General features: G+C 35.1%; 16 protein-coding genes, 1 tRNA gene and 1 pseudogene. 2 read left to right on the top strand and 16 right to left on the bottom strand.

The features are described from left to right. Positions 1 to 37 precede the first annotated feature (37 nt). From Q0Y70_RS00340 to Q0Y70_RS00305, 8 genes are all read right to left on the bottom strand, one after another. On the bottom strand, positions 38 to 9,808 hold the full coding sequence (locus Q0Y70_RS00340) for a DUF1542 domain-containing protein (protein WP_297815117.1): 9,771 nt from the start codon (positions 9,806 to 9,808) through the stop codon (positions 38 to 40). Positions 9,809 to 10,072: 264 nt separating this feature from the next. Continuing rightward, positions 10,073 to 12,004: a M13-type metalloendopeptidase gene (locus Q0Y70_RS00335; RefSeq protein WP_297815115.1), complete on the bottom strand. Its 1,932-nt coding sequence runs from the start codon at positions 12,002 to 12,004 to the stop codon at positions 10,073 to 10,075. Positions 12,005 to 12,301: 297 nt separating this feature from the next. After that, positions 12,302 to 13,501: a tyrosine-type recombinase/integrase gene (locus Q0Y70_RS00330; protein ID WP_297815113.1), complete on the bottom strand. Its 1,200-nt coding sequence runs from the start codon at positions 13,499 to 13,501 to the stop codon at positions 12,302 to 12,304. 65 nt (positions 13,502 to 13,566) lie between these two features. Then, complete coding sequence (locus tag Q0Y70_RS00325) at positions 13,567 to 13,761, bottom strand: hypothetical protein (protein WP_297815111.1); 195 nt, start codon at positions 13,759 to 13,761, stop codon at positions 13,567 to 13,569. Beyond that, a complete protein-coding gene (locus Q0Y70_RS00320; RefSeq protein ID WP_297815108.1) occupies positions 13,745 to 14,767 on the bottom strand; it encodes a Rep family protein in 1,023 nt (340 codons plus the stop codon). Before Q0Y70_RS00320 ends, Q0Y70_RS00325 begins: the two co-directional genes overlap by 17 nt. A 220-nt stretch (positions 14,768 to 14,987) precedes the next feature. After that, positions 14,988 to 15,413, bottom strand: a complete 426-nt coding sequence (locus Q0Y70_RS00315) for a hypothetical protein (RefSeq protein WP_297815105.1) — start codon at positions 15,411 to 15,413, stop codon at positions 14,988 to 14,990. A gap of 5 nt (positions 15,414 to 15,418) precedes the next feature. Next, positions 15,419 to 16,558, bottom strand: coding sequence for a chromosome partitioning protein ParA (locus Q0Y70_RS00310; protein ID WP_297815103.1), 1,140 nt, complete (start codon positions 16,556 to 16,558; stop codon positions 15,419 to 15,421). Continuing rightward, the gene (locus Q0Y70_RS00305) at positions 16,536 to 16,883 is read right to left on the bottom strand and encodes a hypothetical protein (protein ID WP_297815100.1); all 348 of its coding nucleotides are present in this window, start codon (positions 16,881 to 16,883) and stop codon (positions 16,536 to 16,538) included. The genes Q0Y70_RS00310 and Q0Y70_RS00305 overlap by 23 nt, the downstream gene beginning before the upstream one ends. 405 nt (positions 16,884 to 17,288) lie before the next feature. On the opposite strand from Q0Y70_RS00305, the gene Q0Y70_RS00300 reads away from it, so the two are divergent. Continuing rightward, positions 17,289 to 17,981: a hypothetical protein gene (locus tag Q0Y70_RS00300; protein WP_297815097.1), complete on the top strand. Its 693-nt coding sequence runs from the start codon at positions 17,289 to 17,291 to the stop codon at positions 17,979 to 17,981. Between the two features lie 318 nt (positions 17,982 to 18,299). Here the strand turns inward: Q0Y70_RS00300 and Q0Y70_RS00295 are convergent, their stop codons facing one another. From Q0Y70_RS00295 to Q0Y70_RS00260, 8 genes and pseudogenes are all read right to left on the bottom strand, one after another. Beyond that, on the bottom strand, positions 18,300 to 19,874 hold the full coding sequence (locus Q0Y70_RS00295; protein ID WP_297815094.1) for an ABC transporter ATP-binding protein: 1,575 nt from the start codon (positions 19,872 to 19,874) through the stop codon (positions 18,300 to 18,302). A gap of 1 nt (position 19,875) precedes the next feature. Continuing rightward, positions 19,876 to 21,438 (bottom strand): ABC transporter ATP-binding protein, encoded by a 1,563-nt coding sequence (locus Q0Y70_RS00290; protein WP_297815091.1) that lies wholly within the window; start codon positions 21,436 to 21,438, stop codon positions 19,876 to 19,878. Positions 21,439 to 21,443: 5 nt separating this feature from the next. After that, positions 21,444 to 22,421 (bottom strand): ThiF family adenylyltransferase, encoded by a 978-nt coding sequence (locus Q0Y70_RS00285; RefSeq protein ID WP_297815088.1) that lies wholly within the window; start codon positions 22,419 to 22,421, stop codon positions 21,444 to 21,446. A 633-nt stretch (positions 22,422 to 23,054) separates the two neighbouring features. Then, a tRNA-Thr gene (locus Q0Y70_RS00280) sits at positions 23,055 to 23,127 on the bottom strand. Between the two features lie 142 nt (positions 23,128 to 23,269). Next, positions 23,270 to 24,106: a PTS system mannose/fructose/sorbose family transporter subunit IID gene (locus tag Q0Y70_RS00275; RefSeq protein WP_297815085.1), complete on the bottom strand. Its 837-nt coding sequence runs from the start codon at positions 24,104 to 24,106 to the stop codon at positions 23,270 to 23,272. An 11-nt stretch (positions 24,107 to 24,117) separates the two neighbouring features. Next, positions 24,118 to 24,976, bottom strand: a pseudogene (locus tag Q0Y70_RS00270) (PTS mannose/fructose/sorbose/N-acetylgalactosamine transporter subunit IIC). Positions 24,977 to 25,007: 31 nt separating this feature from the next. Next, positions 25,008 to 25,499 carry a PTS sugar transporter subunit IIB gene (locus tag Q0Y70_RS00265; protein ID WP_297815081.1) on the bottom strand — a complete coding sequence of 164 codons (492 nt, stop codon included), beginning with the start codon at positions 25,497 to 25,499 and terminating at the stop codon, positions 25,008 to 25,010. 11 nt (positions 25,500 to 25,510) lie between these two features. Beyond that, a complete protein-coding gene (locus Q0Y70_RS00260; RefSeq protein ID WP_297815078.1) occupies positions 25,511 to 25,930 on the bottom strand; it encodes a PTS sugar transporter subunit IIA in 420 nt (139 codons plus the stop codon). 243 nt (positions 25,931 to 26,173) lie between these two features. Between Q0Y70_RS00260 and deoC the strand changes: the two genes are divergently transcribed. Next, complete coding sequence (gene deoC / locus Q0Y70_RS00255; protein WP_297815075.1) at positions 26,174 to 26,887, top strand: deoxyribose-phosphate aldolase; 714 nt, start codon at positions 26,174 to 26,176, stop codon at positions 26,885 to 26,887. Positions 26,888 to 26,928 lie beyond the last annotated feature (41 nt).

Raw genomic sequence — 26,928 nt, 5'->3', positions numbered from 1 at the left:
GGACCTCTCGGTCCTCTTTTTCGTTGTGCAGAATTGATTAGTTATCTTTTCTCTTCTTGCCAGCTCCAAGTAAGGAAATTAAACCAGTCATTGCAGCTGCAGCACCAGCTAAAGCAATTTGAACATCGCTAGCTTTACCAGTTTGTGGTAATTGCTTCTTATGATCAGCATTTGTATTAGCTTGGTTGTTTGCGTTTGCGCTGTTTGCGCCATTTGCACGAAGGCCTGCGTTATAAGCAGAGTTTGCATTAGCAAGTTCTTCGTTTGCAGCCTTAGCAGAAACGATAATTGCTTCAATTGCAGCAATTCCGCTTGCCTTAGCATCAGCTACTGCTTGCAAAGTGTTAGCAGCTTCGATTGCAGCTTTAGCATTAGCCACAGCGGCAGCTAATTCAGCTCTCAAAGCTTGTTTTTGCTTAGCAGATAAGTTTGCACGGTTGATTTCAGCATTCTTAGCACTTGCAGCCTTGTCGATGTCACTGATTGCATCAGCCTTAGCATCACTTAATGATGGGATTGCGATAGCGTTAATTTCGGCAACACCGTTGTTCATTGCTAAGTTAACTTCGCCTTGAGTAGTGGCCTTTGCGATGTTTTCTTTAGCTTGAGCAGCAATTTGGTTAGCTTGGTTAATCAAGTCAGCTTTTTGTGCGTCGCTTAATTGACTTGCTGCGTTAATTTGAGCAGTCTTGTTAGCTAAAGCTTGGTCAATTGCTTGATCTGCTTGGCTCTTAGCGTTGTTAAGGGCAGCTTGGGCGTCATTGCCAGTATTGTCACCGCCATTGTCAATTATTTGACCAGGAACAACAATATTATTGATTGCTTCAACACCCTTTTGTGCTGCACTTGCAGCTTCAGCGTTAGTCTTAGCAGCATTTACTGCTTCAATTGCTTTTTGAGCTGCAGCATTTGCTTGTTTTGCCAAATCATCTCTTTGACTTTGTGGTAAGTAAGTTGCGTTGTTAATTTCAGCCAACTTATTCTTCAAAGCGTCATTGATTGAAGTTAATGCCTTGTCCAAAGCTTCATCTAATGTTGGAACTTTGATACCTAAGATCTTATCAACACCAGCTTTTTGTACACTTAAAGCTTCATCGTTGGTAGTTGCGGCATCAATGTTGGCCTTAGCAGTGTTAGCTGCGTTCGTAGCTTCATCAATCAAAGTCTTCTTAGTTGCAGGATCTAAGTTAGTTGCATTGTTGATTTCGTTAGTCTTGCTTTGCAATGCATCATCGATAGCTTGTTTTGCATTAGTCTTAACTTCATCTAGTGTTGGAACCTTGATGTTAAGGATGTCCTCAATACCTTGTTTTTCAGCATCCTTAGCTGCTTGGTCGTTAGTAGCTTTGTTGATATTGTTGATTGCATTATCAGCAATTTCATCAACTTGCTTAGTTAACTTGTCTTTTTCATCTTGACTCAAGTTAGTAGCGTTCTTAATTTGTTCCTTCTTAGCATCGCGAACTTGGTTAAGAGCATCAACGCTGTCTTTCTTGGTTTCTTCGATAGTTGGAACCTTGATGTTAAGAATTGCAGTCACACCCGCATCTCTTGCAACATCTACAGCATCGTTAGTCTTTGCATTATTAACGTTTTCGATTGCGTTGTTGTATTCGCTGTTAACTTTGTTAGTCAAAGCAGTCTTTTCATCTGAAGTTAAGTTTGAAGCCTTGTTAATTTCAGCAAGTTTATCAGCCTTAGCAGCATCAAGAGCAGCAACAGCATTCTTCTTGTGGTCGTCTAAGCCTGGGATCTTAACATTGAGGATGTCGGAAATTCCCTTTTCTTCAGCCTTAGCTACTTCATCATCATTAGTTGCTTTTTCGATAGCGTCTTTTGCAGTATTGGCTTTATCAGTTGCTTCTTTTACAAGATCAGCTTTTTCTTGATCAGATAGGTTAGGAGCTTTGTTGATTTCTTCAGTCTTTTCTTTCAAGACATCGTCGATTGCTTTATTAGCATCGTTCTTCTTGTCGTCAAGACTTGGAACTTTGATGTCGGCAATCTTTTGAGCGCCTTCGTTTCTAGCTTTATCTACATCATCATTAGTAGTGGCTTTTTCGATAGCGTCTTTTGCCTTAGCAGCTTCGTCTTCAGCCTTCTTATTCAAGTCAGCCTTTTCATCTGGAGTTAAGTTGTCAGCGTTATTAATTTCTTCTTGTTTTTGCTTAAGAGCGTTGTCGATTAAATCAGTTGCATCCTTCTTAGCATCTTCAAGAGTAGGAACCTTAACGTCGGCAATTTTTTGAACACCATCTTCAGCAGCCTTAGTTACATCAGCATCAGTAGTTGCCTTAGCGATGTTTTCTTTAGCTTCGTTAGCGGCATCTTGAGCCTTCTTAATCAAGTCAGCCTTTTCATCGTTAGACAAGTTCTTAGCATCGTTGATTTCTTTGGTCTTGTTGTCTAAGGCATTTTGAATGTCTTTATTTGCTTGATCCTTAGCTGGTGAAGTTGATGGAACATTGATATCGTTAATTGCTTTAACACCAGTATTCTTAGCATTTTCTACAGCATCAGTAGTAGTTGCGTTATCGATGTTGTTCTTAGCAGCGTTTGCTTCTTGATCAACTAAGTCGTTCAAAGTCTTAGCTTCATCAGTAGTTAATGGAGCCTTAGCAATTTCATTCTTCTTAGCTGCAGCGGCAGAATCGATGGCAGCTTTAGCAGTTACCTTGTTAATTGCAAGTAAACCAGCATCAGTTGCATCCTTAACATCCTTATCGTCAGCAGCTTTGTCAATTGCGTCCTTAGCATTCTTAGCATCTTGATCGATTTGATCTTTAGCTGCTTGCTTTTGATCATCAGTTAAGTCTGGAGTATTGTCGATGGCCTTCTTAGCATCTTCAGCTGCTTTGTCGATGTCAGTTTCAGCATCAGTCTTGGTTTGTGACTTAGTTGGAATTTCGACACCGTTGATAGCTTCAATACCCTTGTCCTTGGCGCTTTCTACAGCTGGTTCAGTAGTTGCGACATTGATTGCGTCTTTTGCAGCTTTAGCTCTTTGATCTACTTCATTATCTAAAGCGGTCTTTTCTTCCTTAGTTAAGTCAGGTGCCTTAGAAATGGCGTCCTTTCTAGCAGCTGCGGCGTTGTCGATTGCGGCATTAGCAACATCCTTGTCAATTGCTAACTTACCGTCGTTAGCTGCCTTAGTTACATCAGCATCAGTCTTAGCCTTTTCAATTGCATCTTCTGCATTCTTAGCATCTTGGTCAATTTGATCTTTAGCTGCTTGTTTTTCTTCATCAGTTAAATTGCTGTCTTGATCAATAGCTTCTTTAGCCTTGTTAACTGCGTCAGTAAGATCAGTCTTAGCCTTTTCCTTATCAGCTGACTTAGCTGGAACTTCAATGCTATTAATTGCCTTGATCCCATTGTCTTTAGCTTCAGTTACAGCTTGATCAGTAGCTGCCTTAGTTACATTTTCTACGGCGTTGCTGTAAGCATTTTGAACCTTGTCTTTCAAAGCGTTCTTTTCATCGGTGGTTAAATCAGTAGATTCATCAATGGTCTTAACCTTAGCATCGCGTGCTGCGTCTAATTCCTTGATAGCGGCTTGTTGCTTGTCAGCAAGACTTGGGATAGTGACCTTATTAATGTTGTTCAAACCTGCAGTTTCAGCATCCTTAACAGCATCGTTAGTGTCAGCTGCGTTGATTGCATCAGTTGCGTCTTTGGCAGCCTTAGTTGTTTGGTCAATCAAATCTTGTTTTTCTTCATCAGTTAAGTGAGTTGCGTTATTAATGTCGTCGATCTTAGCGTTCTTAGCACTTTCAATTGCATCACGGGCATCTTTTTGTGCACTACTTAAAGTAGGGATGAACAAGTCAGTGATTTGCTTGATTGCATCATCACGAGTTGCAGCAACTGCATCGTTAGTAGTTGTAGTTGGCTTATTGATTTCAGCAATAGCATCGTTGGCAATTTCATTTACTTGATCAGTTAATGCTTTTTGTTCGTCAGCACTTAAGTTGGCAGCTTTAGCAATTTGGGCATTCTTAGCTTCTTGAACTTGCTTGATTGCGTTAATTGCGGCTTTCTTAGCTTGGTCTAAGCTTGGAACGTTAACGTTAGCAATTGCTTCGGTACCCTTGTTTTGAGCTTCAGTAACTGCATCGTTGGTTTGAGCCTTGCTAATATTTTCTTTTGCAGTATTAGCAGCTTGAGTAGCTTCATCAACTAATTTTTGCTTTTCAGTATCGCTTAAGTTGTTGGCTGCGTCAATTTCATTCTTCTTAGCAGTTAATGCATTATCAATTGCAGTGTTGGCAGCCTTCTTAGCATCATCTAATGAGGTAAAGGTAATGCCTTTGATGGTTTGGATACCTTCATCTGCAGCTTCTTTAGCTTCATCATTAGTTGTTGCCTTGTCGACATTAGTCTTTGCAGTGTTAGCAGCATCAGTTGCTTTATCAATCAAGTCTTGCTTTTCAGTAGGGTTCAAGTTAGAAGCCTTGTTGATTTCATCCACTTTAGACTTCAAAGTATCGTCAATTGCTTGCTTTGCATTCTTCTTAGCATCGTCAAGACTTGGAATAGTGACATTTTCGATGTTTTGAACACCGGTATTTGCGGCTTCTTTAGCTTCATCATTAGTCTTTGCAGCATTGATGTTGTTGATTGCGTCAGTAGCAGCATTAGTTGCTTCGTTGACTAACTTTTGCTTTTCATCGTTTGAAAGGTTAGAAGCCTTGTCGATCTCATCTTTCTTAGCATCTAAAGCCTTGTTAACAAGATCAATGTTTTGCTTCTTAACATCAGATAAGTTTGGAACAGTTACATCTGCGATTGCCTTTTCACCGTTAGTTTGAGCAGTTTCTACAGCTGCGTTGGTGGTTGCGTTGTTGATGTTGTTGTTAGCAGTATCTGCAGCATCTTGTGCTTGCTTGATTAAATCAGCTTTTTCTTGAGCATTGATGTTCTGGGAATCGTTGATTTCCTTAGTCTTGTTGTCAAGAGCAGTCTTAATTGCATTAAGAGCATCTTCTTTAACTTTAGAAGTAGTTGGGATGTTAGTGCCGTTAATTTCATTAACACCGTTGTTTTGAGCGGTAGTTACTTCTTCTGGAGTAGTAGCATTAGCAATGTTTTGCTTTGCGTTGTTAGCTTCAGAGTTAATTAAATCAGTGTAAGTCTTTTGCTCATCAGTAGTTAATGGAACCTTGATTTCCTTGAGCTTGCCAGCTGCTGCGTTATCGATTACGGCATTGGCAACGTTCTTGTCGATTGCAAGCTTGCCATTGTCAACTGCATTAGTGACATCTGCATTAGTCTTAGCATTATTGATTGCGTCTTGAGCAGTCTTAGCATTGGCATCAATTTGGTCCTTAGCAGCTTGTTTTTGCTCATCAGTTAAGTTGGTATCTTGATCGATGGCGTTCTTTGCTTCAGTAACCGCATTGTTGAGATCAGTTTCTGCTTTGGTCTTAACTGGTGATTTTTCTGGCACAGGGATGCCATCAATCTTCTTAACGCCGTCTTGACCTGCCTCAGTTGCGGCATCATTAGTTGTTGCTTTAGAAATAGCTTCCTTAGCTGCTGCAGCGTCATCATTTGCTTCTTTAGTTAAAGCAGCTTTTTCATCAGTAGTTAAGTCAGCTGCTTTGTTTATTTCATCTAACTTATTAGTTAATTCATCATCAACTGCTTTATTTGCAGCATTTTTAGCATCTTCTAAGCTAGTTGGAACAACTTTTTCAATTGTAGCAACACCATCTTGACCGGCCTTAGCTGCTTCATTATTAGTCGTTGCAGCGTTGATCTTATCCTTAGCAGCATTAGCAGCATCAGTAGCTTGAGAGATTAAATCTTGCTTTTCTTTATCACTTAAGTTAGAGGCTTTGTTAATAAGATCAGTTTGCTTAGTAAGCGCAGCGTCAACAGCCTTAGTAGCTTCGTTTTTGGCATCTTCTAAGCTTGGAACTTTAACATTATTAATGTTGGTAGTTCCGTCGTCTTGAGCCTTCTTAATTTCATCTGCGGTAGTTGCTTGGTCAATTGCCTTGTTGGCAGTGTCTGCGGCATCTTCAGCATCTTTGATCAACTTATCTTTTTCGGCTTGATCAATGTTAGTTGCGTTGTTAATTTCTGTCTTCTTAGCGTCAAGAGCCTTTTGAACAGCGTCTTTTGCGGCATTTTGGCTGTCAGTTACTGATGGAACTGTGACTTTGTTAATTGCGTCAACACCGTCTTGGCCGGCCTTAGCTGCAATATCATTAGTTTTAGCAGCGTCAATAGCAGTGTTAGCATCAGTAGCTGCTTGATTTGCATCAGCAGTTAATTTATCTTTAGTTGCTTGATCAATATTTTGAGCGTTATTAATTTCAGTTAACTTCTTAGTTAATGCTTCTTGAACTGCTGCTTTTGCATCAGCTTTCGCCTTATCCAAGCTAGTTGGAACGACTTTTTCAATTGCATCAACACCATCTTGACCGGCCTTAGCTGCTTCATCATTAGTCGTTGCAGCGTTGATCTTATCCTTAGCAGCGTTAGCGGCATCTGTAGCTTGCTTTACCAAGTCTTCCTTTTCTGCACTACTCAAGTTGTTAGAGTTGTTGATAAGATCAGTTTGCTTAGTAAGCGCATCTTCAACAACCTTAGTAGCTTCGTTTTTGGCATCTTCTAAGCTTGGAACTTTAACATTATTAATGTTGTCAGTTCCGTCGTCTTGAGCCTTCTTGATTGCATCTGCAGTAGTGGCTTGGTCAATTGCCTTGTTGGCAGTGTCTGCGGCATCTTCAGCATCTTTGGTCAACTTATCTTTTTCAGCTTGATCAATGTTAGTTGCGTTGTTAATTTCTGCCTTCTTAGCGTCAAGAGCCTTTTGAACAGCGTCTTTTGCGGCATTTTGACTGTCAGTTACTGATGGAACTGTGACTTTGTTAATTGCGTCAACACCATCTTGGCCTGCTTTAGTTGCAATATCATTAGTAGTTGCATTGTCAATGGCAGTGTTAGCATCAGTAGCTGCTTGATTTGCGTCAGCAGTTAATTTATCTTTTGTAGTTTGATCAATATTTTGAGCGTTATTAATTTCAGTTAACTTCTTGGTTAATGCTTCTTGAACTGCTGCTTTCGCGTCAGTCTTGGCACTATCAAGACTTAGAATTGTAACATTATTAATGCTTTCAATACCCGTAGTTTTAGCAGTATTGATAGCATCTTTTGTAGTCGCTTGATCAATTGCAGTATTGGCATTAGTTGCAGCTGTTTCTGCGTCATTAATTAACTTATCTTTTTCAGTTTGATCAATGTTTGTAGCTGCAGTAATTGCTGCTTTCTTTGCATCAAGAGCATTTTGAATAGCATTTTTGGCATCTGTAACATTACTATCACCATTCAAAGCCTTCTTAGCATTAGTAATTGCAGTAATTTGGTTTTGAACTTGCTCAGTGGTTGCACTAGTGTCTGCCAACAAGTTGCTACCACCTGTAATTGCATCAGTATATGCAGTCTGCTTATCAGTATCAGCAGCTGTATAATTCTTGCTGCCTTCTACTGTTGGAGCTTCATTAATCAAATCTTGCAATTGTTGCTTGTAACTGTTGAGCATCCATTCAGAAACAGTCTTAGTATCAGTATCACTAGTTACGAAGTCCTTGTCAGCATGTACTGAAACAGTATCAGTATCCTTCAATTGACCTAAGTTAACTGAGAATTTGCCATCTGCACCAGTTTGGACAGTGTATGGTACTTCAGTAGCAGTTGGCTCTTTTTCAGTATTAGTAATGGAGTAAATAGTTTGACTACCACTACCAGTAACCTTAACCGGGGTTTCACTACCATTAATATTGATGTAAACGTAAGCACCGTCACCATCAGCAGTGTTAGCATTACCAGCCATGATGTAGTCACCATTTGCATCTTTATTGAAGGTAATATTAGTTAATTCAACTTCTTTACCTGCTGCTAGCAAGTTAATCTTATTCTTAGCAGCATCCCCAGCAGCCTTAGTATCAATTACAGTTTGTCTATCAGCACTAGTTACCTTAGTAACTGTAGGTGTACCATCAGCAGCATAAGTTACGTCGATTTCACCAATTGGCTGACCATTTTCAGAGGTCTTAACACCCTTGAAGCTAACCTTACCATTCTTGATGGCAGTAGCTCCTTCTGGCATGTCAATACTGAATAATTCTGGTTGAGTTGAAGTAAATGTACTACCAGATCCCAAGCTTACAGCAGTAGCCTTGGTTCCATCACCAGTTACATCGAAAGTTCCGTGGTGGTTGATATTGATGGTAGAAGTACCACTTGAAGTAACAATGTTTCCTTGATAGTCACCTAAATCAGTGGCATTAACGGTAAAGTTACCTCCCTCAACGTTAATAGTAGAATTTCCATTAATATAAACTGGAGCATCTATTCCTGATGAACGATAGTATGGTTGACCAACGGAAGTAACTGTTAAGCTGCCTTTATCATTGATTGTTGCACCGGAATTCAAGAAAAGTGCACTGGAATGGTATTTATCAGCAGCATCATCTTTCAAAACAATATCAAGATTTGCGCCCTTATCGATATTCAAAGTTGTATTACCATTTGATGCAATACCACGTGCAATACCGTCCATATTCATCCCATTTAACTGTTCTGGTCCATTTTGGGTATGTGGATTCAAAGTAACTTGTGCACCATTACTACCATCAGGATTACTCTTTACATTAATTACAGTTGTACCCTTGTCAATTTCAATAACATTTGAGTTAGTTGTAGTAAAGTTAACTTTACTGCCAGCTGCAAAGTTTATTTCATTATTACCAGCTGCAAATTGAAGAACTTGTTGATTATTTCCACCTTGACTACTTCTGGTTTTATTACCTAAAGGACTAGTGTAACTTCCCACTGAATGCGAACTTACATTACCTTCAAAGTTAACAGTCGTATTATAGCCGGAATCAGTATATACAAGTTGTGATCCAGTATAATCTACGTTGTCAAAGGTATAGGAACCTGCACTTCTAAAGATCCCAAAGTAGCTTTGGCCATATAAATTCAAGTTCTTAAAAGTAACACCATAGTCATTGCTGTACATATTGAATCCATATCCAGCAAAATCAATGGTCTTCTTATCACCTGTGGCTTGAATTACGATATTACGTTTATTATTAATGGTAGTATTTGTATAATTTGAGCTAGTCTTTTCTCCCAAATTAATATCACCATCAATATTAATCGTAGTATATGTACCTTTTTGAATAGCATCAATTAAGCCTTGAGCATCCGTTACAATAATTGAGGTAGTATCATCAGCTTGCGTTTTTGCAGCTAATGATTGCTTCATAGCTTCTGCTTTAATTACAGTACCTTTATGAAGGGTAAAGTTTGTTTGTGTGCCTTCACCAGAATTTTGATTCTGTTGCTCTCCTTGCGGCCTATTTTGTACCTCCCCATTTTGGATTTGGGAGCCTGTTTCAGTAGTTTTTGCAGTTTCTACTTCTTTACCTTTTACTGCAGTTGAAGAGCTTTCTTTGCTGTTTTGATCTTTTGAAGCTTCTCCTACGGCGTCACTCTTTTGATCTGCATTAGATTTTTCTTCTTGAGAAGCTGTAGTCTTAGTTACTTTAGAATTTTCATTAGTAGAATCTTCTTGTTCAGCCTTCTTATCTTTATCGTCTTGCGTTTTTGCCGAAGTAACTTGTGAATCACTAGTAGTATCAGCCAATACAGTTTGACCACTGTAGGCGCTGAATGCCAATCCAACAAGTACACTAGCGGCACCAATGCTCAACTTACGAATAGAGAAACGTTGTTTTTCGTCTCTAGTCTTTTCATTCAACATTTTGATATTTTTTCTCGATACCATATTTTTCTCCTAAAATAAAAAGCTCGAACAATCTCATTGCCTTATGATCAATCCATTGTCTTATTCAATAAATTTCCTTAAGTTAATAATTTCGTTCAAGCAAAATAACATTTTTCTATTTTAAGTTATAAGATGACTCATAAGGATTCATCTCAAATTTAAATTACAAGATCATCATAACATATATATGAATAAATAACAGGTATTGAAATAAAGAAAAAGATTTGTCCTATTAAGTTAAATAATAGATACAAATCTTTTTTCTTACCAAATTCTTACACGTTTATCTTCATCAAGCCACATTCCATCACCCTCTTTAACGTCGAATGCCTTATAAAATTCGTCTTGGCATTGAACTTGAACATTTACTCTGGCTTGCGGTAATGAGTGAACATCAGAGGAAGCGAGATATTGCAAAATTTCATGCTTAGAATTCACATGCCAAATGCGCGCATAATTTTTAAATAATTCTTTACTACTACCATTATCTTTTTTATTAGCGGCAATTACTGCACTAAGCCCACCTTGGTCTGCGATATTTTCTGAAACAGTTAAAGTACCGTTACTCTTAATATCGCCCACCACTACACCATCGAACAATTCAATTTCTTTTTTAATGCGCTTGTTAAATTCTTCGTAATCTTCCTTAGACCACCAATTCTCCATGTTGCCGTTTTTATCAAATTGGGCACCATTATTGTCAAAAGCGTGACTAATTTCATGACCGATTACCGTACCGACTCCACCGTAATTAGCACTTCTGCTTTGATCCAAACTATAAAATGGTTCTTGCAAGACAAGGGCTGGCAAAGTCACATCATTGTCACTTGGGTTGTAGCATGCGTTGGCCTCAATGGCGGACATCAGCCATACCGAGTGATCTACTGGTTTTGGAAGTTGAGCAAAATTGTACTCCATCTTATGGCGGCCATTCACCTTAGCTGTTTGATACAAGTTATCTTTTACTTCTAAGTCATTATAGAAGGCTTGGGTAACTTCGGGATAACCCACTTTAAGCTTTAAAGTATTCAATTTTTCGATTGCCTTTTGCTTAGTTTCACTTGAAAGCCAGGTCTTGTCAGCAAGTCGTTCTTTATAAACTTCCACAATACTTTGTACTAGCTCGGTCGCATCGGCTTTTCCTTGCGCCCCTAAATATTTAAGACCATAATATTGACCCACAACCTCATCGAATTGACTCTTTAATTGATTATAAACAAAACGTTCATCTGACGAAATTGCAGTCATTCCATAAAGTGCAGTTGATAAAGGTAAAGCAGCTTGGCGCAATTCATCAGAAAGAAACTGTGCAGCCTTATTGACAAAATTACCTACTAGCCAGCCTTTTAGTTGAGCAAAGTTTTCTTCATTAAATAGTTCATCGAAGTGGTTCAAGTAATTTTCTTCAGGTGCAATCACAAATGGAGCATCAGATAAGTTATTTTCCTTTATAAAATGAGCTAAATCAAAGCTCTTAGTCTTAGTTTCAAAATCTGAAAGTGACATTGTCTTATAAAGGTTCTCAATCTGAGCATTATATTCAGCAGAATTATAAAACTTAGCCATCTTTTTATCTAATTTAACCGCATCTGCAGCGAGCTGAGTTGCTTCTTGCTTATCAACGCCAGCCTTAGTTAACAAATCGACAGTTTGCTTTTGCCAGATTGTGAGCAGCTCTTCAGTTTTTTCACCTTCATAATAACTTGTATCGCCCAAGATTAAACTCGCAGCATTAAAGAAGAGTACATTCAGGCTTGCGTTTTTAAAATCTGAACTGACTTCCAAACTACAAGGTAAAGTAAATTCAAATAGCAGTTTAGAAAGGTTCTTTTTCACATCCTCCAAGCTATTCAAGCTAAGCAAAAATTCTAAGTCTTGCTTAATAGGAGTTGCACCTTCGGCATTTCTTTTTGCATTATTTTTTGCCAATTTATAAAAATCGACGGCTTTTTGAAGATTCTTGATGTTTGGGATTGGCTTTTCACCTGCTGCAAAAACATCAAAATCTGCTAGCAAGGTCTCACGCGCATCTTTTTCTAGAGCATGGAAGCTGGTAAACCATGAAAGGTCAGCTGGAACGGGATGGTCCTTAATCCACTTCGAGTTAACAGCTAAATAAAAATTATCTTGCAGACGTGCATTTTCATCTGGTTTAGTAGTGTCGCCTACGCCACCACGTACGTTAAATTTGATCATTTGATTTTCTCCTTCAGTAATTTATTTATTGAGTTAAGTATATTTGCTTTTGGGAGAAAATTTTAAAAAAGTCGTATTTGACTATTTTTGTTTCACGTGTAACTATTTGACACCCTCTAATTCGTTGTGTGTCAAGATGCACTCTAATGCAAAAAAAGATCCAGCCACAGGACTGGATCTTCTAAAAATAATGCTGACTAGAAGCCTGTAGGTTTCTGGTTAGCTTTTCCTTTATTACCAACGATTTTCATCATCTTAAATATAGTCTGTGTGCCATATCTTGACACACTTTTTATTTTAGCCTACCCAAAGCTGGGTCATCTTTTCCTCAATACTTGGGTCGACGCTAACATAAGTATTCATAAACATTTGCAGTGAATGTCCCATTTTTTCTGCCGCCCACGGATATGACATACCAGGTGTATTAGCTAATTTAGTACAAATAGTATGTCTAAACGAATAAAGACTTAGCTTTTTATCATCTGCGTGAATATCTGCTCTTTCACAAATCGATTTAAACATCTCATTAATACTGCGTTGTTTAATCGGTTTACCAAAATAGGCAGTTTTATAATCATGTAAATTAATAAATACTAGATCATTTTCACCTGTAATACCATTATTCTTTAAAAAGTCCTTTTGCTTAATTTGAAACTGTTTAAGAAGAATAATTACACTTTCTGGAACTGGCAACAACATTCTTGAATAGCCTTTAGGACGCGCTTTTAAAGCTCCTGTAAAGTCATTAGTGTAATCAGACCAACTATTATTAATTCTAAAAGACCATTGTCCTTTTTCGTTAACAACATTAGTAAATCTTAATGCTTGCAGCTCTCCAACTCTCATGCCGGTGTAGCTTTCAATTAATACTGCTAACTTGCCAACCCAATTCATAGCCGAAGAATGTTTTAAGTCCTCAATTATAATTTTTCTAATACGTTCTAACTCTTGATCTGATAGAATATACCATTCTTGAGGGACAGTAAAGTCGCTTTGTCTAAAGAAAAGTTTTAACGCTCCTTCTGGAACTGGGTTTTCTTTAATAGCTTTACCTTCAATAGATTTAAAGAAACTTCGCATGTGAATCAGTCTTTTAGCGATTGTAGAAGACTTACTAACAGTCGCATTGTGCTTGTCTACGTAGTCATGAGCGTACTTGGAAACTAACTGAGTATCAATCTGATTGATCTTAGTTTTGCCAAAATATGTTTTAAACGCGTTGGCAGAATCTTGCCAAGACTTTAGAGTTACAGGACTAATTGTATTAGCTTTCTGATCGACATATTTCTGAAAGCTTTCAGAAAATACAGCCCTGCCATCACCCAAATTCAAGCCAGACTTGTACTCAGACCAGATTTCTTTTTCAATTTTGGAAGCTTCGGATTTAGTTTTGGCATATTTAATCGGTAAGTTTACCCGTTTTCCTGTAATTGAATTACGAGGTTGCACTCTAATCAAATATACTTTTTCTGAATCTTTGTTAACTTTTTTAATCATTATTCTGCCCTTTCGTCAAAGAAAAAGTAGAATAAGAGTCAACTCCTATTCTACCTTAATTCTCCTTATTTGGACCATGTTTTTTTCTGGTGGTAACCCGTCTTGTGGAGCCAGTCTTCTACTTCATTTAAAATGTAGTACTTGCGTCCGTTACCAATCTGATGGTAAGGCATTCCATTATTTAGGAACTGATAAAATCTAGTAGTACTAATGTTTAACGCACTCATTAAGTCTTTTGCATTTTTAACATTGTTTTTCATTTCCATCACCAAATACTTTCTTTGCCATTTCTGGCGTTACTTTAATAACCTTGTCAATGCGGCGCTTAAGCTGATCTACTGTATCTACTCGTCTATCAGCTATTTTGGTCATCTTATAAAACGTTTCTGGATCGTAAGGCGTAGTAATTATTAGTTTTTCAATATTTAACGCGACATTTCTGTATCTTCTAGGAGCATGTTTGTCATGCTGGTATGGGTCCATGATCTTAAGTAAGTCCCCATACTTAAGGTCATTAGGACGTAATTCATCTAACACTACTACATGATCTTGCGCGTTATAATCTTGAAAATAGTCATTAGATGAACCCAGTACACAATATTGTTTTCCACTTTCCATAGCTTCTTTTAAAGCTATCCTAGTTTTACCAACACCAGCTGGGCCGTAATACCAAGAAACGACCATTTTTTGCCCTTTAAAAGACTGTAGCCATTCTTGATGAGCCTGATTATCTAAGACAGTATTCAACTTTTTTATAATTTCCAAGTTTTGTGCGTAAGCTAAATTACCGATTTTGGTTTTTAATTCTGCCTGAGACAATCCACCATTGGAATACAGATTTAGTGCATCTTTAATCTCTTGTTTGGAGACTCGATTTGTAATTTCAGAAATACGTTTTGGAAAGTCAAAAGAAGCTACTACTTCTTTAGGACTGTAAATATGTTTATCCTGTGCGCCACTAGTTAAATGGATCAAATAGCTATAGGCGTTGTTAATTCTGCCCTTCCAAATTTGAAGGTACTGTGGTTTAACCTTTAAAGTTTTTGCAAGCGTATCAAGCATTCTTTCGTTTTCAAACTTAAGAACTGCATGCACATGTGGTTTTACTAAACCACCATTCTCACTTTTATCTTTATCGTGAACTATGAAAGCCCATTCCTTTGCTTTAAGTCCTGACAATATTTCTTTTAACTTATCCAAATCATATGGTAACTTGTCTAAGTCTTGCACCATCATATATTGACGGGATTTAGGTTTTTGTTCCATTACCTGTTTTCCTTTCTTGTGATTTTTAATTTACAAGAAAATCATAAGGAATTTAGATACTCTTTGTTTTAAAAAACACCGTCCAAATTGGACGGCGATATTTTTAACTTTTTAGCTTTTTTATTTAAACCCACTTTACGCATTTCTAATAACAAGCCCAGAAATGCTTATGTATCAACATTTTATACGGGTTTACGCACTTTTTTGATATTTTTTTACCCTATCTATGCCACTCGCTCCTTGGGTCGAAGGACCCAAAGCGGTGGCTCATGTCTGACTTCATACCTATAATTACTATTTTATTTTGTTCAAACTTAGGTTTCGAAAATACCACGCCACTATAATTTAAATCTAAAAAGCGCTTGAATTCTGCACTATTTACTCTTTCCATTAAGCATTGAGCTACCTGTGGATTAGTAGAAAATTGCCATAATCCGCGAGTTGGAATTTCTAAAATTACTTTCTTACCCTGAGTAATTACATTAGCTCCTAATGCAATAGCGTTTGCTTGTTTATCAATATAATCCAAGTTATAAGAAGTACGTCTAATAGCTTTTGATAAGGCTGACTCATTACTTTGACCAACCTTAAAAACATATTTACAAAGGACAAAGACTAAAACAACAATGAATAAAATAAGTATCATTTCTATCACCTTTCATAAATTGTGGGCATCTCAACTGGTTCGATTCCATAATGGTAGCCATCATTTATTGAAATAATTCCGCTACCTTTTCCTCCAATAGGAAGAGGAATATTATCACTTAAATCGCCAAATAAATAAGCTGTGGAAGTGGAATCAATTACACCTAGCAAAATTTTTACTAGCATCTGGCTTCTAATTTGTATTGGGATTATGTCATGACGGGCTATTTGTGAAGTAATGCACAATCCTACTAAACTTTCACGTCCAAGAAGGGCGATCAAGGTTAAAAGCCGATACAAATCTTGAATTTGTGCAGATCTTGGAGACATTCCTAACGTAACCCCTTCAAACTCTTCAAACATTACCCAAATGGGTGGGACATCTAATTCATTGGCATCTGTTGTGATCCTATTTGAGAAGTTATAAAGCTCGTCTTGTCTATGGTTCATTTCCGAAACTATTTGTTCTAGTTTTCGATTACATCGGGGTATATAGTCTTCCGGCCGATCTCCCTCTTTGGGAACGATTAATTCAATTTCTGGGTTATTTCGTTTAGCCCAACGACTGCCAGCACCCTTCTTACTATCGAAAATAATTATCTTAGCTGGTTTGGTGCCACTTCTATTAGTTGTCTTAGAAAAGACTTGCTCAAAATATTTAAAGGTCTCAGTTTTACCCGAACCTGTGTTCCCTGTTATGAGATAACTACGCACGTTTGTTTTAGCTGCCATTCCCTTCATGATAGGAATTTCTTGATTTAAATCATAGTCACTTAGTATTTCTCCAATTGATCCAACCAAACGACTTGCTCGACCGTTTCTCCAAGGGAAGAAGAATCCGACTGAAGTCTCTATTGGCATATCATCAATAGGAACTAATTGAAAAGTTAAAGGTCGGATCATTGTTTTTTCTTTTGAAATTGCAGGTGCGATGATATCGTACAAATCAAAATACGTCTTCGCATCTAGCTTCATTCCGCTGGGATACCTTAATATAAAAAGCAGCCCTTTTCCAAGCTGCTCTTCAAGGAATACATAAGAGTGACTAATACTGCTTTGATCATTAGTTTCAACAGCTAATCTAGCATCAACTACTTGTGTTATGTAGTCACACAAGGGTGTTCTAGTCCCCTTCAAAGATTCCATCGCCTTTCATTGCCACTTGGACAAAGCCGTTACGAGTCCAGAAATGAATTTCTCCATTTGGAACTCTAGCTCCACTTTTTGAGTTAAAAGTGAATTCTTGTCCAACTTGAATGTTGTCTGCGTTTTTCACTTTGACAGAAATAATCTGACCGTTGTTAACGCCTGATGGATCATTGGTAATAGCCAATCTCACGTTCTTAGGATACTCGTTAACATCCTCTTCGTTATGGTAACTAGGATTTGCTTTGCGAGTAATCACACCAATTACTACCGCAGAACATCCTTCTAGTGCTTGGTTAACTGTCATTTCAATTTTGAATGCCATGTTGCATATCTCCTTAAATTTGAATTTTGTTAAGTTTTATTTCTTAACAATTCTCAGTTTAGGGGATTTGAATAAATTACTCTTAAAAAACCGTCGCCCAATTTGGGTGGCGGTTTTCTAATTTTTTAACTTCTTTTTGCATAATACTTTAGCTAGAAGAAATCTTCTATACTGCAAATTAATTGATCGATCAAAAAATAATCCGTATTTTTTCGAGTTTGGAGAAACTCTGACAGGTCTCCAAACCCTTGATATTATACGAATTGTCGACGAGGGCAATTTCATTTTGAGCTCTTAAAAGTAAAAAATGAGTTAGCTCTATCTTAAGGTAAATTATTATTAATCATTCGAATGATATAGAGAAAGAAAGGATAACAGCAAACCGGTTTGCTTGGCAATTGACAAATGGTCAAGCAAAATTTATTAGCAAAAAGGTTAGAACAAAAAATTTCAGAATTAGATCTTGATACAAGGTTAATTGATGAAATCACTAAAACTATTAATGATAACTTCACAGTCACATTAGCCGACTCTGTACAAGATAAGCTCGAGGACGCTAATGTAGACGCGTGGAAAAAAGGCAAAGCAATCCCTACCGATCCAATTATTCGTGATGCACTTGCTAGTCTTTTGAAAGAACCTAACAAAAACTTCTTTAATCTAATTTTAGATTCTGAAGATGCAATGCAAATCTTGGTTGATGCTTTAAATAAGTACCATCAAGAGATTATGGCTGATGATTTGCATGATTTTAAACTAAAGGCATTTAATGGCAATTTTGATCGAATAAAGCACAATCCTTATAGTTCTAAAGTCACAAGGCTTGATCTCATGGGCTGTATCGCTTATCTGAAAGTATCTGGCTATTTATTTGGCAAAAATCTTGGTTTAACAAAAAACAAAAAATTAAATTTGAAATTGTATAAACAAATAATGGATTTACCAAGACTAGTAGCCCTAGTAAATCCAAATCAATTACTGCTCTTCTTACAAAAGAATATTGAAAAGAAAGGAAAAGTTGATCCTACTTCTTTACAAAAGTCCGCCTTGTTGTATTTATTATTAGTAATCACTGGAGATAGTTTTTTCAAACTATAAAAGATCAAAAATTTAATGGTAAATATCAGTTATTAAAAGAACTGAAAGTATCTATGAAAAGACTCTATTTCTAGTTAAATTTCAACTTTGACTAAAAATAAAAGTCCCATTAAATCAAGGTTTATCAATACCAAGATTTAGCGGGATTTTTCTACTTCTTAATTTTTCTCCAGACATTTCAGTCATATATTTGGTTTTTCAATCCCGTATCTTTTCAACATAGTAAAATACATTTCTTAAATGTATATCATAATGTATGAATTGAAATTCAAATATTTATACTCTTTGAAAATCAGTATTATAGCGACTATTCAAATTTTATTCTTCTTTATCTAGATTAATTTCTCGATCAAATAATTCTCTCATTTCAGGAGTTAAGCTATGCGCGATAAAAACAATTGTTCTTTTAGTTCTCACTAAATTCTTAATAATTTCTAGTGTAGATTTCTGATCAATAGCACTTGTTCCTTCATCAATTAGTAACAAATTACTATCATGAACTAAACTACGTGCCAAAACAATTTTTTGTTTTTGACCACCAGAATAATTTTCATTAACCAGATCCAGATTAGTATCCAGACCTTTACTAAATTCACCTACTAATTGTACCTTCTGCTCTATTTTAGAAACACGTGGTATTAAACTAGATTTAAACATAGTTATATTTTCTAATATTGTTCCTGGAACTAAAATTGGGCTTTGTGATAAATAACCAATTTGACTATAATTTGGTAAAACTTCTTTATTCTCATTATCAAAATATGTAATTTTACCATTATTAGGTAACATATCTCCTAATAATAATTTAAATAGTGTAGATTTACCTCTACCACTTTTACCAGTTAAAAGTATTTTCTCTCCCGACTTAACTACAAAATTAGGATAAGATATATTTTGACCATTTGAAAATTTAATTTTTAAATTTTCTATTTTAAAACCGCTAGGACTACCACCTGTATCTGCATGTGTGGATACTTCTACTTTATCAACAATTAATTCATTTCTGATTTGTTTAGTTCCTTTAATCTTTACATGGTACGTTGAAATATTCATCAATGAACCGAATAAATAAAAATTAAAGCTAGTGATACTTGCAATCAATCCAAAATTGCCATCATAAAAAATAATTATTATGGCAGTAATGATAAATAATATACTGTCCCCTAAATTGTATATTAAACTATTTAAATATTCTATTTGCTGATCAACTTTACTTTTACTAATAACAGACTTTTCAACGTTCTTACCAGCGTGTCCCAGAATTTTAAATAAATACGCTGTAGCTGTATATCTTCTAATTTCATTCAAGCCAATTAGCCAATTATTCAATATATTTAGATACTTTTTATTTTGCTCTGATAAATTACTATAAGCAATATCTAATTTCTTTTCAAACAACTTTGGTAGATACAATTGAATAGAAGACCAAATTAAAGCTATTATAAATATTTCCCACTGTAATTGTAACAAAGTAGTAGTAATAAATAGTAATAGAACACTTTGGTATACTGCATCTTTTATTGAATCTGTATATCCCTCTTTTACAATTTTTAAGTTCTTAACTAATTGATTCTGAACATCATCAGGATGATATCTTTGCTTATTTTTTACTAAACTATCTAGAAAATTTTTTCTAATTTGATGAAATCCATTCTGTACTTGAACAGTCCACAGATAATTTCCTAGCTGCTTAAATCCACTACTTAAGATAAAACTAATAATTTGTAAAAAAGCAAATAGGAAAAAGCCATGATAATCATGAATTTTTATTTTGTCAAACTGAATAGTTAGAAAATATGTCTCAAGTACTACCAACATAGCAGATATTCCCTCAAGCATTAATGAAACTATAAACCTTAGTGGATTAATTTTGAATAATGTTCTAATTGTCATATTAATCCTCCTCGTATAAATGAATCTCTTTTGTAAACAGTTTCTTTTGACTTGGTGATAAGTTATGAGCTACAAGTAATACAGTTTTTTCCTTTAGTAATCTTTTTATAATTAAAGTAGAAGTTTTTGGATCAATCGCACTTAATGCCTCATCTAATAATAAAAATGTAGTGGGATGTACCAGAGCTCTAGCTAAAAATATCTTTTGTTTTTGCCCGCCGGACAAAGTTATATTGTTTGGATCAATTTTAGTATATATTCCCTTATCGAACTTACTTAAATCTTTAGTCAATTGGACATCATTAACTATTTTTTTTGCTTCTGCATCCAATTTATCATTAAACATAGTAATATTTTCTAAAATTGATCCTGGAAATAATATGTTTTCTTGAGGTAAATACCCCAATTGACTTAAATTGAATTTTTTAGGCTTATCCTCAAAATCAAAATATTTAATAGTACCAGAAGATAATTTTTGCTGTCCTGTAATTATTTTTAGTAACGTGGATTTTCCACTACCACTAGGACCCGTAACCAAAACATGATCTCCATAATTTAATTCAAAATTATAAGATAATACATCATTATTGCTAAATTTTACTTTTCCGTTTTTAATTTTTATAGTTTTTAACTTATTGATAGGCAACGCTGACTTAGTTTTAAAATATTTATTTAATTCTTGTCTAATCTCATGAGTAGAACGAGCAATAGTTAATGCAGATATCGCTTCACCTAAAGAACTAAATATTCCATTTGCTAAATAACCAGCTGCAACTATTGTTCCAAATTGAACTTTATTCTGAAAATATAATATACCTGCAATCACTGGAATACCAAAAATTCCAAATAATTCAATTAAATTTTGGCAAAACGTAGAAAATGTAATAACCTTTTGCTGATTAATTTCACTTTCTTCAAGCTTTTGTCCTACGTCACTAGTGTTCCTAACTAACTGATTTCCTATTCTGTATCGGCGAACTTCATCTAATGCTACTATCCATTGATACAGATTTTCTAAATACTTACTATTAGATTTTGCAATTTGATTTGTTGCTTTAGTTGAAAATTTTTCAAAGAATTTTGGTACTATCAATGAAATAATTGCTACAGAAAATGAATAAAATACCAGGATCCAGTTATAACTTAATAGGGCAAGAGAAACACATACTACATATAGAAAATTATTAAATGCAATAAATACTTGCATAAAATAGTTCTCATCAAGCAAATCTAAATTACTAGTTAAATCATTTTCCATATCACTAAGATTTGATGGATTTTTAACATAAAACTTTAAGTTTTGCTGTCTTAAGCTATGGTAAAAATCCTGCGTTTGTACTTCGTACAAATAAGTACCATAACTTAAACTTCCATTAGCAATCTGATCAACAACAAATTTACTAATAATTATAATAATAAATAATTGAAATTCTCCATCCATGATTGCATTGAGCATTGGATTTACTAAATAATAACTAGTTGTTGAAAAAATTTGCAATACTACAGAAAATAATATAAGTGCTAATATTCTACCTGGGTTCGTTTTTATCCATTTTTTTAACATTTATCTCACCTCTGATTTGGAAATTTATATATGGACCAGCCGTCAAAATCCATTTGAATACCTTCTTTAGGTATTCGTAATCCTGTCAACATCATAATCGCTGTATAGCTAACAAAGCCCGCAGCTACTGCAGTCACTGAAGATAGGGTCCCCATTGGGAAAGTATTATCTATAATACAATCTTCAGTAATTTGCTCCTTTCCTAAAAAATCACTATAATTCAGCGAAACATTTGGAGTCTTAGGATAAACATTTGTAGCAGTAGCTGCATAGCTTCCAAAAACGACTGGGATATTATACTTATTTGACACGGTATCAACCCAGTTATCTAATTCTGCAGGTTTATCCATAGAATTTACAATTAATGAATCTTTTGTATTAATTATTTTTTCTAAATCTTCATATTTAGAAACTTTTTGTTTAATTGTCTCTACGTGGATTTCAGAATTAATTTTTAAGAGATATCTTTTGCAAGCATCTAATTTAGATTTCCCAATGTCGTCTTCAAAATACGTAGTTTGTCGAGTTAAGTTAGATTCCTCTACTGTATCAAAATCAACCAATTTAATTTTATTTATACCTGCTCTTATTAAGTGTTCAGCAACAGCACAACCTATTCCACCAATTCCCAAAACTACAACCTTAGATTTAAACAACTTTTCTTGATATTTATATGGATTAATATTTGAAGACATATCCATCCATTCAAAAAATGTTTCATTTCTTGAATACCTAGGAGCATCAGAATATGTATTAGTAGTCAGAACTCCCAAATCCTTTAATTGATCAATTTTATTCTTTATCTGATCATCAGAAAGTCTTACTTGATCTCTAGGTATTTCATCATTTAAGAATTTCAACAATTCAATATTTTCAGGATTATTAGGGATAGTTCTTCTAAGCCCCACGTTTCCTATACCGAATAATATCTTATCGCCATCAACTAAAGGCTGTAATGTCCTTTTTATTCTCAACTTTCTCATATTGCTCCTCCTCGCTTTTACTTATAAATATGATTAAAATTAAAAATCGGTTAAATCCTATAAAATAGGACCTAACCGATTTTCTAACTTTAACGTAAGCCGCAGCCTTTACGCCAGCCTACTCTATCGCCGTCTAAAGTCATAATTATCACCCGCCCTTTCTATTATTTTTTAATATTTTTAATTATAATACAACTAATGACTATGAAAGTAAATAGTTATTTTAAATTTTATTTCATTTTATTTTAAACAGTAATATATGTATTTTATTTATAGCATAATTTTCAACCTAATATCTTATCTACACTTCGACAGCTTGATCCAACATTTAAAGAATTTTTTCTAATATATCAATAGATAGAAAATTTAATTTATGTTCTACAAAAATAATTAAATACTAATTAACAATGCCCTCGTTCATATTATGCATAACTTTTACAGAACACAAAAAGGTGAACTCAAAGCCCACCATATCAACTCTTATTCCACTTAAAAAATTACTTTGTGGAACACACTTTAATTTGTGTTCCAAATCTTGTGCCAAAATTACTTTTACACAAAAAAATTAACCTTTACTTATCTTCGTAAAACGTTGATAAATAAAGGTTAATCACATTAAATGAATCTAACTAATGCTGACTAAAGGATTCGAACCTTCGACCTCATCATTACTAATGACGTGCTCTGCCAACTGAGCTAAGTCAGCAATTGCTCAACGCAATTATTAATTTAACCATAGAGTCGCCCTTTTAGCAAGTATTTATTGAATTTTTGTTTAACTCCTTTATACAAAAAGATCATTCAAATCTCAAAATCAAAATATGAATGATCTTTAATACTATGAATTTTTAGAAAAGATGAATTAAGCATCCCACAATTACAATTGCAGTTAAGATAAGAATTACTTTAGTTGGACTTAATTGTTTCTTGGATACCAGCCACCATGAAAATAGCACAATTGCTAATGGGAAAATTCCAGGGAAGACACCATTTAAAACGGTTTGCAATGATTGACTCTTCCCACCTAAAGGAATACGAGCTATCGTCTTTAGTGCAATTGTATTAGCTGCTAGAGCTCCAATGACCATGACTCCTAAGATATTAAATGCATCAGTTATACGTTTAGAGTTATCTCCAACTAATTTATCAACCGCATTAACACCTAACTTGTAACCACTGTGAAATGCAATATAAGAAATCGAAGTTCCCACTGCGGCATAAGCTACTATATAGAATAATGGTCCAAGGATATTTCCACCTTTTGCCAAACTCATACCAATTGATAATAGAATTGGAACAATAATACCCTGAATAATTGAGTCACCAATGCCTGCAATCGGTCCCATCAAAGTGGTTTTAATGTTAGTTGGCATTTCTTCTGAAACGCCTTTATGCATTGCAATTTGCTCTTCTAAGGATGCAACAATACCATTTATAATTTGTCCAGTTTGAGGTTCAGTATTGAAGAACATCGAGTGTCTGACCAGAAGCCTTTTGGCCGCATCCCTATCTTTCTTATAAAACTTCTTACAAAATGGTATATATTCAAATGCATAAGATTGCCCTTGAATCTTTTCATAACTCATTGAACTAAGTTGTGTAAAACCATATCCCAACCAAATTTTATTCAGATCACCTTTACTTAAAATGTGATCCTTTTTTTCTTCCTGCTTCTCTTCAGTCATTTTTCTACTCCTTAGAACAAATCGTCGTCTTCATATTCATCGTCAGTATTTACTGTTGCGTTATCTGATGAATTAGCATTAGCTGATTCACCCTTACTAGAGTTGCTACCATTTTTAGTTGCAATAAAGTAAATATAAGCAACTAAGATAGCAATAAATACAATTTCAATCATGCTCATCTTACTAAATGCTAATAATACAAATCCGGCTAAGAAGAATATCAATTGAGCCTTATTCTTGATAACAATTGCCATCAATAAAGCAATACCTAAAGCAGGTAATACACCACCAAGTACTTGAATAATATGGGTAGCCATTGCCGGAATATTATTAAGCAAGGTGTTGATTAGTCCCTTTCCTAGGAAAATAACTAAAAATGTAGGCAAAGCTCTAAATAAAAATGTAGTAATCTGAGGACCAAACAAGTGATTCCAAACAATCCCTTTATAGTCCACTCTTCTGGCAGCATCCGTAGCTTTAGTGTTCCAATATGAATAAAGAGCCATACGGGCATTATAGAAAATCAGACCAAATGTTTGACCAATTAAAATAGCTAGCGTAACCGCTACCGCTGGATTTTTAGTAGTAGCCATTGCCAAGCCAATACCACCATAAGCAGCATAAGTAATTTCACTATTAGTTGTTCCACCAGTAGATAAGTTTGCAATGAAGACTCCTTGAACAGCGACCCCCACACAGAATTCCTGCCTTTACATCCCCAAAAGCTAAGCCAACTAATAATCCAGCAACTAATGGTCTACCCACAATGTAAAAACCACCAGTCATCCCAAATAACCAAGGTGTTTCAATAGCGCCCAAATAACAAAAGATCCCTGTCAGCAACGCTGGCCAAAATAAGCTCGTGTCCATAATAGAAGCCTCTCTTCAATTACTCTAATATCTACTGTGCATCATACTTTGCTTTCATTTCAGGCCAATGCTTAATATCGTCTTCCGGCAAAATTTGTAATTGAATATCAATTCCATGATTATAGATATTTTCAAAAGCTTCATAATCTTTTTGGTCAATATAACAAGTCTTACCTACCATCTTGGTACCATCTCTCATATTCATGGGGCCGATATTTAAAGTTTTTCCAAAATCAACTCCCATATCAACTAATTTAGAAAAGTTCTGAGGTGAGTTACTGATAAGGAAGAAATTTTTCTTTGACTCTATTCCTTTTTTCACTTTATCAGGAGCTTGTTCTACAGTATAAATTCCAACTTTAAGTTCGTTAGCTGCAGCCTTTAAAACCTTACGACGTAGCTGGTCATGGGCGATATCATCGCCAAATACCAAAATACCATCTACAGGAAATTTCTTTGTCCATCTAGTCATTGTTTGTCCATGAATGACTCTGTCATCAACTCTAACTAATGTAAGTGTCATTTTTATTCCTCCTAAAAATCCATATCCTCATCGTCATCAGCTGTATCATCTACAGCTTCAGTAATTCCTGTTTGTCCAGCTTTTATTGCGATATTTGCAAGTTCATCAAGATTTTTACTCATAAGATTTGTACTAATTTCCAATAGCATCGGTAAGTTCACACCACTTACTACTCTTAAATCATCTGGATGAGCTAGAAAGTATTTAAATGATTCATTAAAAGGGGTTCCACCTTTTAAGTCACATAGAATCAAATTATCTGAGCCAGAAACTGAATCCAGCAACGATATTAATTTATTTTTGTAGTTATCAATTCCAGTTTCATCAAGTTCTAAAGTTTTTACATTATCATTTTTCCCAGCAATCATTTCACATGCTGCCTTAAGGCCCGACGCCAATCCTTTGTGAGTTGTAACAATAACATTAACCATACTTACCCTCCTTTTGATATTATGTAATTACATATCTGACAACCACATTATAATTCCGAATTTTATAAAAAGTCAATGGATTTTGAGAGCGTTTTATTAAATACTTATTTTTTACTATAATATGCGAAATAAAAAGCGATGAAGCATTAAAATTTATAATTGACAAAAGCAATTAAGAGGTTTTATGATAATTGTGTCAAAAGAAATATGTAAATACATAATTCGAAGAAAGGAATTTAAAAAATGAAATATACTATAGATGATTTTGCTCGCTTAATTGATCACACCAACTTACATGCTGATGCTACGGAAGAAGATATGAAAAAGCTTTGTGATGAAGCTAAAGAATATCACTTCAAAATGGTTGCAATAAACCAATGTCAATCTAAGTTTTGTTCTGAGCAACTTAAGGGAACTGATATTGATACCGGAGCTGCAATTGCCTTCCCATTAGGACAACAGACTATTGAATCCAAGAAGTTTGATACCGAAGATGCAATTAAAAATGGTGCAAATGAAATTGACTATGTCATTAACATCACCAAGTTAAAGGACAAAGACTACGACTACATTAAGAAAGAAATGGAAACTCTTGTAGAGGTTTGTCATAAGCACAACATTCCTTGCAAAGTCATCTTTGAAAATTGTTATCTAACTAAAGATGAAATTAAGAAATTAGCAGAAATCGCTAAAGAAGTAAAACCTGATTTCATCAAAACATCAACAGGCTTCGGAACTGGTGGAGCAACAGTTGAAGATGTTAAATTAATGAAAGAGGTCGTAGGAGACGACGTGAAAGTTAAGGCTGCTGGTGGAATTAGAAGCAGTGATACATTTTTAGCCTTAATTCGTGCAGGTGCCGATAGAATTGGATGTAGTGCAGGAATACCAATCATTAATGCCTTAAAGCAAAGAATGAAAGATGATAATGTTGACTCTATCGAAATCAATCGCTAGTGCTCTTTAACTATATAATTGACCTTTACTCTAAATTCAAT

Origin of the sequence: uncultured Lactobacillus sp., assembly GCF_947367085.1 — a bacterium.
Lineage (GTDB): Bacteria > Bacillota > Bacilli > Lactobacillales > Lactobacillaceae > Lactobacillus.
The sequence above is the reverse complement of the archived record's forward strand: the minus strand, read 5'-3'. Positions and strand labels throughout refer to the sequence as shown.

Bases quoted from the DNA above. Each gene is read 5' to 3' on its own strand.
- Q0Y70_RS00340 (WP_297815117.1), bottom strand. From the start codon at position 9,808: ATGGTATCGAGAAAAAATATCAAAATGTTGAATGAAAAGACTAGAGAC.
- Q0Y70_RS00335 (WP_297815115.1), bottom strand. From the start codon at position 12,004: ATGATCAAATTTAACGTACGTGGTGGCGTAGGCGACACTACTAAACCA.
- Q0Y70_RS00330 (WP_297815113.1), bottom strand. From the start codon at position 13,501: ATGATTAAAAAAGTTAACAAAGATTCAGAAAAAGTATATTTGATTAGA.
- Q0Y70_RS00325 (WP_297815111.1), bottom strand. From the start codon at position 13,761: ATGAAAAACAATGTTAAAAATGCAAAAGACTTAATGAGTGCGTTAAAC.
- Q0Y70_RS00320 (WP_297815108.1), bottom strand. From the start codon at position 14,767: ATGGAACAAAAACCTAAATCCCGTCAATATATGATGGTGCAAGACTTA.
- Q0Y70_RS00315 (WP_297815105.1), bottom strand. From the start codon at position 15,413: ATGATACTTATTTTATTCATTGTTGTTTTAGTCTTTGTCCTTTGTAAA.
- Q0Y70_RS00310 (WP_297815103.1), bottom strand. From the start codon at position 16,558: ATGGAATCTTTGAAGGGGACTAGAACACCCTTGTGTGACTACATAACA.
- Q0Y70_RS00305 (WP_297815100.1), bottom strand. From the start codon at position 16,883: ATGGCATTCAAAATTGAAATGACAGTTAACCAAGCACTAGAAGGATGT.
- Q0Y70_RS00300 (WP_297815097.1), top strand. From the start codon at position 17,289: ATGGTCAAGCAAAATTTATTAGCAAAAAGGTTAGAACAAAAAATTTCA.
- Q0Y70_RS00295 (WP_297815094.1), bottom strand. From the start codon at position 19,874: ATGACAATTAGAACATTATTCAAAATTAATCCACTAAGGTTTATAGTT.
- Q0Y70_RS00290 (WP_297815091.1), bottom strand. From the start codon at position 21,438: ATGTTAAAAAAATGGATAAAAACGAACCCAGGTAGAATATTAGCACTT.
- Q0Y70_RS00285 (WP_297815088.1), bottom strand. From the start codon at position 22,421: ATGAGAAAGTTGAGAATAAAAAGGACATTACAGCCTTTAGTTGATGGC.
- Q0Y70_RS00275 (WP_297815085.1), bottom strand. From the start codon at position 24,106: ATGACTGAAGAGAAGCAGGAAGAAAAAAAGGATCACATTTTAAGTAAA.
- Q0Y70_RS00265 (WP_297815081.1), bottom strand. From the start codon at position 25,499: ATGACACTTACATTAGTTAGAGTTGATGACAGAGTCATTCATGGACAA.
- Q0Y70_RS00260 (WP_297815078.1), bottom strand. From the start codon at position 25,930: ATGGTTAATGTTATTGTTACAACTCACAAAGGATTGGCGTCGGGCCTT.
- deoC (WP_297815075.1), top strand. From the start codon at position 26,174: ATGAAATATACTATAGATGATTTTGCTCGCTTAATTGATCACACCAAC.